The 11454-nt window shown below is 60.6% G+C and carries 10 protein-coding genes; all 10 read left to right on the top strand.

Features of this window, described 5'->3' with window-relative positions; translation table 11 throughout:
* Window positions 1-557, top strand: a 557-nt coding sequence (locus tag AC2LB6_RS18830; protein ID WP_490094659.1) for an ABC transporter permease, incomplete at its 5' end; no start/stop codon positions are given.
* Window positions 554-2218 (top strand): ABC transporter ATP-binding protein, encoded by a 1665-nt coding sequence (locus AC2LB6_RS18825; protein ID WP_490094658.1) that lies wholly within the window; start codon window positions 554-556, stop codon window positions 2216-2218. The genes AC2LB6_RS18830 and AC2LB6_RS18825, both read left to right, overlap by 4 nt.
* A 124-nt stretch (window positions 2219-2342) precedes the next feature.
* The gene (locus AC2LB6_RS18820; RefSeq protein ID WP_490094657.1) at window positions 2343-3674 is read left to right on the top strand and encodes an NAD(P)/FAD-dependent oxidoreductase; all 1332 of its coding nucleotides are present in this window, start codon (window positions 2343-2345) and stop codon (window positions 3672-3674) included.
* 11 nt (window positions 3675-3685) lie between these two features.
* Complete coding sequence (locus AC2LB6_RS18815) at window positions 3686-4528, top strand: GNAT family N-acetyltransferase (RefSeq protein ID WP_490094656.1); 843 nt, start codon at window positions 3686-3688, stop codon at window positions 4526-4528.
* Window positions 4528-5454 (top strand): 2-hydroxyacid dehydrogenase, encoded by a 927-nt coding sequence (locus tag AC2LB6_RS18810; protein WP_490094655.1) that lies wholly within the window; start codon window positions 4528-4530, stop codon window positions 5452-5454. The genes AC2LB6_RS18815 and AC2LB6_RS18810 overlap by 1 nt, the downstream gene beginning before the upstream one ends.
* Window position 5455: 1 nt before the next feature.
* Complete coding sequence (locus tag AC2LB6_RS18805; protein ID WP_490094654.1) at window positions 5456-6589, top strand: M20 aminoacylase family protein; 1134 nt, start codon at window positions 5456-5458, stop codon at window positions 6587-6589.
* A 113-nt stretch (window positions 6590-6702) separates the two neighbouring features.
* Window positions 6703-8019, top strand: a complete 1317-nt coding sequence (gabT, locus tag AC2LB6_RS18800) for a 4-aminobutyrate--2-oxoglutarate transaminase (protein ID WP_490094653.1) — start codon at window positions 6703-6705, stop codon at window positions 8017-8019.
* A gap of 166 nt (window positions 8020-8185) precedes the next feature.
* On the top strand, window positions 8186-8698 hold the full coding sequence (locus AC2LB6_RS18795) for an Lrp/AsnC family transcriptional regulator (protein WP_090959808.1): 513 nt from the start codon (window positions 8186-8188) through the stop codon (window positions 8696-8698).
* A 244-nt stretch (window positions 8699-8942) separates the two neighbouring features.
* The gene (locus AC2LB6_RS18790) at window positions 8943-9389 is read left to right on the top strand and encodes a GNAT family N-acetyltransferase (RefSeq protein WP_490094652.1); all 447 of its coding nucleotides are present in this window, start codon (window positions 8943-8945) and stop codon (window positions 9387-9389) included.
* A gap of 18 nt (window positions 9390-9407) precedes the next feature.
* Window positions 9408-11453, top strand: coding sequence for a hydantoinase/oxoprolinase family protein (locus tag AC2LB6_RS18785; RefSeq protein WP_490094651.1), 2046 nt, complete (start codon window positions 9408-9410; stop codon window positions 11451-11453).
* Window position 11454: the final 1 nt, after the last annotated feature.

The following is an 11454-nucleotide window of genomic DNA, read 5'->3' as shown; positions in this document are numbered from 1 at the left end:
TGGCCCTGCTGGCGGCGGTAACGGGACGCTGGCTGGAGGAGTTACTCGGCCGCATTAACGATGCACTGCTGGTGCTGCCGGGCAAGGTACTGTCGCTGATGATCGTCGCGGTGTTTGGTTCCTCGCTGCCGATGCTGATCCTGACGGCGGTGTTCACCTACTGGCCGGGCGCATTCCGCATCGCTTTTGCCATGGCCAGTTCGCTGCGCAGCATGGATTACGTCCGCGCTTCACGACTGCGGGGCGAAAGCCGCTGGTATATCGCCATTCACGACATCCTGCCCAACATGGTGCATCCGATGCTGACGGACTTCGGCCTGCGCTTTGTCTACATCGTGCTGCTGCTGAGCGGCCTGAGCTTCCTGGGCCTGGGCGTGCAGCCGCCGTACGCCGACTGGGGCACGCTGGTACGTGAAAATATGCAGGGGCTGTTTGACGGTTCCCCTGCGGTACTGATGCCCGCGCTGGCGATTGCCAGCCTGACCATTGGTGCCAACCTGTTCATTGACAGCCTGCAGGCGATGCGTCCGATGACGCTGGCGAAGGAGGGAGCATGAACGTGACACCACATACCGCCATGCCGGTGATTTCGGTAGATAAACTGCGTGTTACCGCGCAGACCGATCGCGGCGAAGAGATCGACCTGGTTTCCGACATCCATTTCACCGTGCAGAAGGGCGAGGTGCTGGCGCTGATAGGCGAATCCGGCTCCGGTAAAACCACTATCGCCATGGCGCTGATGGGCTATGCCCGCAGCGGCTGCCGCATCGCCGAAGGTAACATTCACGTTGCCGGCACCGACGTTAACAGCCTGACGCCGGGCCAGCTTCGTGCGTTTCGCGGCAACAAAGTCGCCTATATCGCCCAGAGCGCGGCGGCGTCCTTTAATCCGGGGATGAAGATTCTTGAACAGGTGATTGAGCCGGTGGTCATCCACGGCACCCTGACCCGCAAAGCGGCGAAAGAGAAGGCGATAGGCCTGTTCCGCGAACTGGCTTTGCCGAACCCCGAGACCATTGGCGATCGTTTCCCGCATCAGGTGTCGGGCGGTCAGCTACAGCGTCTGATGACGGCGATGGCGCTGATTGGCGATCCTGACGTGGTGATCCTTGATGAACCCACCACCGCACTGGATGTAACCACGCAGGTAGAAGTGCTGAAAGCGTTTCGCCGCGTGGTCGTGCAGCGTGGCGTCACCGCGATTTACGTCAGCCACGACCTGGCCGTGGTCGCGCAGATGGCTGACCGGATTCTGGTGCTGCTGCGCGGCAAAATGGCGGAGTATGGCAGTACTGAGCATTTGATTGGCGCCCCGCAGGCGGAGTACACCCGCTTACTGATGGACGCAGCGCGGCAGAAAGAGCGGCCCAGCAACTGGTGCCCGGCCGCCGCCGATATTCAGCCGCTGCTGGAGGTGCGTGACCTTAGCGCAGGTTATGGTCCGCGCGGTAACGACGGTCATCAGAAAGTGCGTATTCTGGAGGAGATCAACCTCAAGCTGTGGAAGGGGCAGGCGATTGGCATTATCGGTGAATCAGGCTCGGGCAAAACCACCCTGGCACACGCCATTGCCGGACTCAACGCCCCCAGTCACGGCCACATCCTGTTTAACGGCCACTACATCGCGGGCGATATGCAAAAACGCCCTGACAATGAGCTGCGGCGCATTCAGTATGTGTTCCAGATGGCGGATACCGCACTGAATCCGGCCCACAGCGTTGAGCGCATCCTGTCGCGACCGCTGACGCTGTTTCATGGCCTGAGCGGGGCGGCCCGCCAGCAACGACTTTATCAGTTGCTGGATCTGGTAAAGCTGCCGCGCAGCGTACTGTGGCGACGTCCCTGGGCGCTCTCCGGCGGACAGAAGCAGCGTGTCAATCTGGCGCGTGCGCTGGCGGCTGAACCGGATCTGATCCTGTGTGATGAAGTGACCTCGGCGCTCGATACCGTGGTTGCCGCCGCCGTACTCGACTTAATCAGCGAACTGCGCCGTGAGCTGGGGCTGTCGGTGATCTTTATCAGTCACGATATGCATGCGGTACGCGCGGTGTGCGACGAAATTGTGGTGATGAAGAGCGGTCGCATCGTTACCCAGCTGGCGCGCAACGACTACGACAAGCCGACCAGCGAGTTGTATTTCGAGCGCCTGAAGCGCGCGGTACCGGAGCTGCGTCAGGGCTGGCTGGATGAGCATGAAGAGATTTTAAAAGCTGAGTGAGTTATTGCTCGCTCTGATTTACCCGCCTGCACAGCACTGATGCATTGCGCAGGTGACGCACATACGCACAGCGGCCGTGTTGCCCTGTGCCAGACCAGATACTGACAACAGAGGTCATCTTGTTATGCCTGCACCGATTCGTTATGTACAGGACAGTGCGAATTTCCCCGATTCCGCCGACGTGGTGGTGATTGGCGCCGGTATTGCCGGTGCCGCAGCCACCTGGGAGCTGGCGAAGCAGGGACTGAAGGTTGTGCTGATTGAAAAAGGCCTGGTAGGCGCGGAGCAGTCGAGCCGCAACTGGGGCTGGTGTCGCCAGCAGAACCGCGATGAGCGTGAACTGCCGCTGATTATCTATGCGCTGCAACGCTGGGGGGAGCTGAACGATGAAACCGGCGAAGAGCTGGGGTTCCGCCGCAGCGGGCTGGTTTACGCCACACAGGAAGAGTCGGACATCGCGGCCTGGGATAAATGGATCCAGATGGCGAAAGGCTATGGCATTAACAGTTCGATTCTCACGGCGGAGCAGGCCAAAGCGATGACGCCCGGCAGTACAACAAGCTGGCGGGGCGGTCTTTCAGCGCCTACAGACGGCCACGCCGAGCCGAGGCTGGCAGCACCGGGACTGGTGGCGGGCGCGCTGAAAAAAGGTGCGCTGCTGTTTCAGCAGTGCGCGGTGCGCGGGCTGGATATCGCTGGCGGCAGGGTCAGCGGCGTCTGGACCGAACGTGGCCTGATCAAAACCAGCCGGGTCATCTGCGCCGCCGGAGCCTGGACCTCAATGTTCTGCCGCCGTCACGGCATCGATCTGCCGCTGGGCAACGTGATCGGCACGGCCTTCCGCACGCAGCCTATCGAGCAGGCGATCGCCATGCCGCTCTACACGCCGGGCTTTGCCTGCCGGCCACAAATGGACGGCAGTTACACCGTGTCCGTCTCGGGTCGCGGTCGACTGGAGCCGGGTGCGCAGGGGCTGCGTTATGCCCGCCAGTTCTATCCGACCTTTAAAAGCCGCCGCAAGAATCTCACCCTGAATCTCGGCCTGTCGCCGTTCTTCAACGGGCCGGAAGCGATGGGTGGCTGGTCATTTGACCGCGAGTCACCGTTTGAGCGCATGCGTATTCTCGATCCGGCTGCCGATGCAAAAATCGTGGAAGAGGGCCTGGCGGCGATGCGGCGTGAATACCCGGCGCTGGCGAACCTCCGGCTGGCGCAGTCGTGGGGCGGCATGATTGACAGCACCCCGGACGCGATTCCGGTGATCTCTACCGTGGCGAAACTGCCGGGGCTGGTGCTCTCGGCGGGTTACAGCGCCCACGGCTTCGGTATCGGACCGGGTGCCGGACGACTGGCAGCCGACCTTGCCACTGAAGCCACTCCGATCGTTGATCCGACACCTTACCGCTACAGCCGTCTGGTTGACGGCAGCGGACTTGAAACGCCAGGCATGATGTAAGGAGACCTGTAATGAGCCTGATAATACGCGCAATGACGCCAGACGATCTCGACCCGTGTTTCACCTTAACGCAGGCGCTGAAATGGCCCCACCGACGCGAAGACTGGGCGCTGGCGCTGCAGCTGGGTGAGGGCACGGTAATTGAAGAGCAGGGTAAGTTGATTGGCAGCGCAGTACTCTGGCGCTGGGGCGACCGTGCCGCCACGCTGGGACTGATTATTGTCGATAACCAGCAGCAGGGGCGTGGCCTGGGTAAACAGCTGATGCTGGCGCAGCTGGAAAAAGTCCCCGACTGTAATGTGCGTCTGCACGCGACCGAAATGGGCAAAGGCCTGTATGAAAAGCTCGGCTTTGTCAGTTGCGGTGAGATTCGCCAGCACCAGACTCGTGAAGTGACCACGCTGCCGGAAATTGTTATCCCGGCGGGAATGCAGCTGCGACCCGCGACCCAGGCCGATCACGCCACACTGGTGACGCGGGATCAGCAGGCAAATGGTATGCATCGTCCTGCGCTTATTGAGCATTTACTGCGCGACGGCCAGACAGTGCTCTTAGAGGATGCGCAGCAGCAGATTAAGGGCTTCGCCAGCCTGCGCCGCTTTGGTCACGGCTGGGCGATAGGCCCGGTCATCGCGGCGGACTTCCCGGCTGCTCAGGCGCTGGTGGCCTCACTGATGCAGTCGCTGCAGGGGCAGTTCCTGCGTATCGACACCGACGGGGCTCTGCCGATGGCCGCCTGGCTTGAGAGTCTGGGCATTCCTCAGGTCGATGCACCCACCACCATGGTGCGCGGCACGCCCTGGACGCCGCAGGGTATGCAGGCGTTTGGACTAATGACACAGGCGATGGCCTGATGCATATCGTCTATAAATCGGAGCCGGAACGTGGCCGAATCTGGCAGCGCTGGCTGGCAGAGCATGCGCCTGACATTCAGCTGCATATCTGGCCTGAAACCGGCGATCCAGAGCAGGTTGAGGCGCTGGTTGCCTGGCAGCCTCCCGAAGGCATTCCGGCGCTGTTTCCCCGGCTAAAACTGCTGTTCTCGGTGGGTGCGGGAGCCGATCAGTTTGACTTCAGTGCGCTGCCGCCCGATCTGCCGGTGATCAGAATGATCGAGCCAAGCCTGACGCAGGGTATGGTGGAATATGTCACCTTCGCAGTGCTCGGTCTGCATCGCGACATGCCGCGCTATTTCCAGCAGCAGCGCCAGCAGCAGTGGCTGGCCCATGCGGCATTACCGGCCGCGCAGCGTCGGGTAGGTGTGATGGGCTTGGGCGAACTGGGACAGGCTGCGTTAGCGCAGCTGGTGGCGCTGGGCTTTGACTGCGCAGGCTGGAGCCGCACACCACGCCAGATTCCCGACGTCCGCTGCTGGCACGGTGACGACCAACTTGAGGCGTTTCTGGCGCACAGCGAGATTCTGGTCTGCCTGCTGCCGCTGACTGACACTACACAGGGTTTGCTGAATAAGCCGCTATTCAGCCAGCTGCCACAGGGCGCGGCGCTGGTGCAGGCCGGGCGCGGCCCGCAACTGAATCATGACGATCTGCTCGACGCGCTGGAGAGTGGTCAGCTCCGTGCTGCCGTGATCGATGTTACCGATCCGGAGCCGTTACCGGCTGGTCATCCGTTCTGGCACCATCCCGCCATCTGGCTCACACCGCACATCGCCAGTCAGACACAGAATGAGAGCGCCATTGCGGCACTGCTGGAAAACCTGCGGCGCTACCAGCGTGGCGAGCCGCTGCACGGTGAGATTGACCGTTCGCGAGGATATTAAGATGGAACATTTAGTGGCACTGCGCCGCGATCTGCATGCGCACCCTGAGCTGGGTTTTCAGGAGCAGCGCACCAGCGACATCGTGGCGAATTTCCTGCAACAGCTGGGCATTGAAGTGCATCGCGGTATCGGTAAAACCGGCGTGGTCGGGATACTGAAGAAGGGCAGCAGTGAACGCATGATCGGTCTGCGCGCCGATATGGATGCGCTGCCGATGCAGGATCAGAGCGGCACCAACTGGCAAAGCCGGGCAGAGCAGGTGAGTCACGCCTGCGGCCACGACGGTCACACCGTAATGCTGCTGGGGGCCGCCGAAATACTGGCGCGCGATGTCAGCTTTGACGGCCGCGTCTGTTTTATCTTCCAGCCCGCCGAAGAGGGGCTGGCAGGCGCAAAAGCGATGATCGATGACGGCCTCTTCAGCCGCTTCCCCTGCGAAGCAGTCTACGCCATTCATAACTGGCCCGAACTGCCGCTCGGGCAGGTACAGACCCGGCCCGGCGCCATCATGGCGGCGGCTGACCGCTTTGATATCCGGGTGCTGGGCGGAGGCGGTCACGCCGCACAGCCTCACCTGACTCACGATACGCTGCTGGCGACCAGTGAGCTGGTGGTGCAGCTGAATACTCTGGTCTCCCGCGCCCTGGATCCGTGTGAAACGGCACTGCTCACCGTCACCCGGATGCAGGGCGGTTTTTCGCACAACATGATCCCGGCAGAGGCGAACATCACCGGCACGGTGCGCACTTTCAGCCCGGCGGCGCAGGATACGATTGAAAGGCGGCTGCGCCAGATGGCCGGGCACATCACCGCTGCCCATGGCCTGCGCGCAGAAGTGAACTATCTGCGTTACTACCCGGCAACGATTAACAGCGCGGCGGAAGCACAGTTTTGCCTGGAGGCGTTGAAGCAGGCGGGCATCCCGGCTGACGCCGCGCCCAGGCCCGCGCTGACCTCGGAAGATTTTGCTTTTATGCTGCAGGCGCGGCCCGGTGCCTATCTGTGGCTGGGATCGGCACCCTGCAAGCCGCTGCACCATGCCGCTTACGACTTCAACGATGCGCTGATCCCGCATGGGGTTAACGTTTTTGCCACGCTGATTCGTCAGGCGCTGGCAGAGAAATTTCCCTGCTGAATGCAGCGGGATTTTGACAGGAAATGCCGCTGCCCGGGCAATTACGGCAGCGTGAGAAACCAGCAGGTTGCGATACTTGAGCCAACCGAACGATACGTGGATGAGGGTTTAAAATGCAGAATGTCATGGCAGAGCAGCAAGCATATTCCGATAACAGCCTGTTACTGGATGCACGCGAGCAGAATGTGCCGCGCGGTGTCGTTACCGCCCATCCGCTGGTGATCGAACGCGCCAGAGGCAGTGAAGTATGGGACGTTGAGGGCAATCGCTATCTCGACTTTGTGGGCGGCATCGGCGTGCTGAATGTCGGCCACAATCACCCCGCGGTAGTCAATGCGGTGACCCGCCAGCTCGGTCTGGTGTCTCACGCCTGCTTCCAGGTCGTGGCTTATCCGGGCTATATCGAGCTGGCGCAGCGGCTGAACAAACTGGTCGGTGGCGATGAGGCGTATAAAAGCGTCTTCTTCACCAGCGGTGCCGAAGCGGTGGAAAATGCGGTGAAGATTGCCCGCTCACACACCCAGCGCCCCGGCATCATCGCTTTTGATGGGGCATTTCATGGCCGCACCCTGCTGGGCGTCACCCTGACCGGTATGTCCGCGCCTTACAAACAGAACTTTGGCCCGTTCCCTGGCGATATCTACCGTCTGCCATTCCCGAACCCGCTGCACGGTATCACCGAAGCGGACTGTCTGAAGGCGATGGATCAGCTTTTTGCGGTGCAGATCCTGCCGGAGCGTGTGGCGGCGATTATTATCGAGCCGGTCCAGGGCGATGGCGGCTTCCTGCCCGCCGGTCCCGCCTTTATGCAGGCGCTGCGCCGCATCACCAGCCAGCACGGCATTGTGCTGATCTGTGATGAAGTGCAGTCCGGCTTCGGACGTACCGGTACGATGTTTGCCTTCCAGCAGCTGGGGATCAAACCGGATTTAATCACCCTGGCGAAAAGCCTGGGCGGCGGTCTGCCGATTTCCGGCGTGGTCGGCCGTGCGGAGATCATGGATGCGCCAACGCCCGGCGGATTAGGCGGCACCTACGGCGGCAACGCGCTGGGCTGTGCGGCGGCGCTGGCGGTACTGGATCTGTTTGAGCATGAGAACCTGCTGCAGCGCGCCTGTCAGCTCGGTGAACAGCTCAATGCCCGTTTGCGACAGCTGGCGGAAAAATATGCCTGCATCGGTGATGTGCGCGGCGTGGGCTTCATGCAGGCCGTGGAGATTCTCGACTTCGAAACGGGCCGTCCTGATGCGGTGCTGACCCAGAAGATCCTCGACAGCGCCTGTCAGGAAGGATTGCTGCTGATCAAATGCGGCCTGCATCGCAACACCATCCGTTTCCTGGCCCCGCTGGTGACCACCGACTCACAGCTGGAAGAGGCGCTTCATATCTTCGATATTGCGCTGGCCCGCGCCACTGGCCGGTTGGGTTAAAACTGTATTCCTCATTGATTTTGTTAGGGTAATTTTAAAATCTCCCGCTGGTATAACCACTGCGAAGCGCTGGCGCGTTTACGGTAAAGCGTGTTATATCTTCGGGAGGTTCTGAACATTTGATTAAGCGCCTGGCCCAACAGGCTCTGACAATGAGGGGGGTGCTATGAACGGCTTAATGAAACTCGACCGCATCGACATCAACATCCTGGTGCAACTCCAGAAAGATGGCCGTATCAGCAACGTTAACCTCGCCGACGCCGTAGGCCTCTCGCCCAGTCCCTGTCTGCAACGGGTCAAACGTCTTGAACAGGCCGGTTTTATCACCGGTTATGAAGCGCACATTAATCTCACCCGCATTACCGATTCGGTGACCGTCTTTACCGAAGTCACCCTTTCAGGTCATCGCCGGGAAGACTTTATGAAATTCGAAAGTGCGATGCGCGATGTCGATGAACTGATGGAGTGCCATCTGATCACCGGCGGCTATGACTATCTGCTGCGCTTTATTACCCGCAGTATTGAACATTACCAGGAAGTGATTGAGAAGATGCTCGATGCGCAGATCGGCATCGACAAGTACTTCAGCTATATCGTGATTAAATCCCCAATTATGAAAAGCAGCGTGCCGTTGCGATCGTTGATCAGCAAGCACAACTCAGTCGAATTCGGCGCATAGCAGGCGGTCACCCTCTTTCACTTCCACTGGAGAGAGGGCCGTTACCGCTATCCCGCTTTGTCACTGCCTTCTAAAAGCGTTATCCCTCTGCTTCGTTTACCGCTTCAATATGCCCAATCCCCCTCAGCATAAAATTTTTTTCCGCTGAAAAATTCAGCTGCTGCAGCCGGTTTTGTGGCGCGCTACAGTCTCAACTGGCGCACGAACCCTTTTACACTGATTTCAACCGATACAAGGAGTTGTCATGGACTCATTACAGATTGCTGACCAGCAGTGGCAGCGCGATGCGTTCACCGTTTCTACCCGCCGCCAGCAGCTCGACCTTAACTGGATCCACATCCAGCTGGCGGAGAAGTCCTACTGGGCCAAAGGTCAGCCCCAGGCCAAAACCGTGCGGGCGATTGCCGGTTCGTTGCCGTTTGGCCTCTATCACCAGCAGAGACAGATTGGCTTTGCGCGACTCATCACCGACTACACCCGCTTTGGCTGGCTCTGCGACGTGATGATTGATGAAAACTGGCGTGGTCACGGGCTGGGCAGCTGGCTGGCGACCTGCGTCCGTGAACACCCGGAGCTGCAAACGGTGCATCGCTGGATGCTCTCAACCCAGGATGCCCATCAGGTCTACCAGCGGCTCGGCTGGTGTGTGGTACAGCATCCCGAGATGCTGATGGAATTCCCCCCTTCCTGACACTGGAGTTAACCCGATATGCGATACCGCGTTGGCGTGGATATTGGCGGATCCTTTACCGATTTCGCCGTGCTCGATCAGCAAACGAACCAGATCCACACCCTGAAAGTCCTGTCGCGCCCGGACAAGCCAGGCAGCGAAATCGTAACCGGGCTGGCGCAGTTTCAGCAGCATCAGGGCATCGATCCCGCAGAAATTGGCTACTTCACCCACGGCACTACGGTAGGCATTAACGCGGTGATCCAGCGGCGCGGCGTGCGGCTGGCCCTGTTCGCCACGGAGGGCTTCTGCGATGTGCTGGAGCTGGCCCGGCTTAAAATCCCGCATATCCATGACCTTTTCTCGCGGCGTGCCGCTCCGCTGATCACCCGCGACAGGGTGTTTGCTATTCGTGAACGCAGCGACGCCCACGGCAACGTGCTGCAACCGGTGGATCGGCAGAGCGTGCTCGACGCCATTGAGCAGGCACGTGCCGCAGGCTGTCAGGGCATTGTGGTGTCGCTACTGCACAGTTATCGCAACCGGCACAATGAAGCGGCGGTGAAAGCAATCATTGATGAGGTGGCGCCTGAATTGCTGACCTCCTGTTCATCCGATATCTGGCCGATTATCCGCGAATATGAACGCACCATCACCGCCACCATCAACGCCTATGTGCAGCCGATGGTGATCCATTACCTGGAGTCCTTTGAGCAGGCACTGAAACGGCTTGGCGTGAGGCCGCCGCCGCGCATCACCAAATCCAACGGCGGGGTGATGGGGGTTGACCAGGCGAAACGCGAATGCGTGCAGATGGTGCTCTCCGGCACCGCGTCCGGCGTGATCGGGGCCAGTTACCTCGCCAGCGCCTGCGGTTTTGACAAAATCCTCAGCCTGGATATCGGCGGCACCAGCGCCGACGTGGCGGTGATCATCGACGGCAAAGTGGCGCAGGGCAATGGCGAAATCATCGGGGATTTCCCGATTTTTATTCCTTCTGTCGCCGTTACCTCGGTGGGTCAGGGCGGCGGCTCGCTGGCGTGGATCGATGGTCAGGGCGTATTGCAGATGGGGCCGGACAGCGCCGGATCGCTGCCGGGGCCGGTCTGCTTCCAGCGCGGTGGCACACAGCCGACTGCCACCGATGCCTTTGCCGCCTGCGGCATGATGGGCCACGGTGCGCTGGGTTATAATGCGGTCACCGTGGATGTCGCCGCTGCCTGTGCGGCCTGGCAGCCACTGGCCAATGCGCTCGATATTTCGGTAGAGGAGACCGCCGAGACCGCTATCCAGTTGGCGATTTCCAGCATGTACAGCGACACCAGTGGACTGCTGTCGCGCTTTGGACTCGATCCGCGTGAATTCTGGTTCCTCGCTTTTGGCGGAGCGGGCCCGATGATGGGCTGTTTTCTCGCCCGCGAGCTGAACATGAAAGGGGTGATTGTGCCACCGACGCCGGGCGTGCTCTCCGCGCTGGGCGGGCTGGTAGCGGATATCCGCAATGACTTTATCCGCACGCTTTACGGCGATCTGACGCCTGCGCTGGCCGACACCTTAGCCAGTGAAGCCGAAGCATTACAGCAGTGCGCCTGCGGCTGGCTGACGCAGGAGCACGGCAGCGACATGCCATACAGCCTGCAGTTCAGTGCAGATATGCGCTATCGCGGCCAGTCGTTTGAGATCGACGTGCCGCTGGAGGCGAGCTGGCTGACGCAGGCGGATTTCACTGCGCTGCATGACGCCTTTGATCGGCAGCACCAGCAACTGTTTGGTCACTGCGATCCGGAGGCACCAGTGCAGCTGATCAACCTGCGGCTGGTCATCGCCTCACCGACGCCGAAACCGGTGATCAACCCGCTGGCACCCGCTACGGAACCGGTGCCGGTACTGAAGCAGACCAGGGCGTGGATCGACGGCGGCTGGCATCAGGTGGATTTAGTCCTGCGTTCGGTGCTGCGCGCCGGACATCAGCTCAGCGGCCCGGTCATCATCGCTCAGGATGACTGCACCACCTGTGTGCCGCCCGGCATGGGCGTCACGGTCGATTCTTTCGGTAATCTGCTGATCACGGCGAGCGAGGCATAAC

This window comes from Pantoea sp. RCC30.1 (assembly GCF_058148845.1).
This window is presented reverse-complemented; position numbering and strand designations above follow the sequence as displayed.

Bases quoted from the DNA above. Each gene is read 5' to 3' on its own strand.
- AC2LB6_RS18815 (WP_490094656.1), top strand. From the start codon at position 3,686: ATGAGCCTGATAATACGCGCAATGACGCCAGACGATCTCGACCCGTGT.
- AC2LB6_RS18805 (WP_490094654.1), top strand. From the start codon at position 5,456: ATGGAACATTTAGTGGCACTGCGCCGCGATCTGCATGCGCACCCTGAG.
- gabT (WP_490094653.1), top strand. From the start codon at position 6,703: ATGCAGAATGTCATGGCAGAGCAGCAAGCATATTCCGATAACAGCCTG.
- AC2LB6_RS18790 (WP_490094652.1), top strand. From the start codon at position 8,943: ATGGACTCATTACAGATTGCTGACCAGCAGTGGCAGCGCGATGCGTTC.
- AC2LB6_RS18820 (WP_490094657.1), top strand. From the start codon at position 2,343: ATGCCTGCACCGATTCGTTATGTACAGGACAGTGCGAATTTCCCCGAT.
- AC2LB6_RS18810 (WP_490094655.1), top strand. From the start codon at position 4,528: ATGCATATCGTCTATAAATCGGAGCCGGAACGTGGCCGAATCTGGCAG.
- AC2LB6_RS18825 (WP_490094658.1), top strand. From the start codon at position 554: ATGAACGTGACACCACATACCGCCATGCCGGTGATTTCGGTAGATAAA.
- AC2LB6_RS18785 (WP_490094651.1), top strand. From the start codon at position 9,408: ATGCGATACCGCGTTGGCGTGGATATTGGCGGATCCTTTACCGATTTC.
- AC2LB6_RS18795 (WP_090959808.1), top strand. From the start codon at position 8,186: ATGAACGGCTTAATGAAACTCGACCGCATCGACATCAACATCCTGGTG.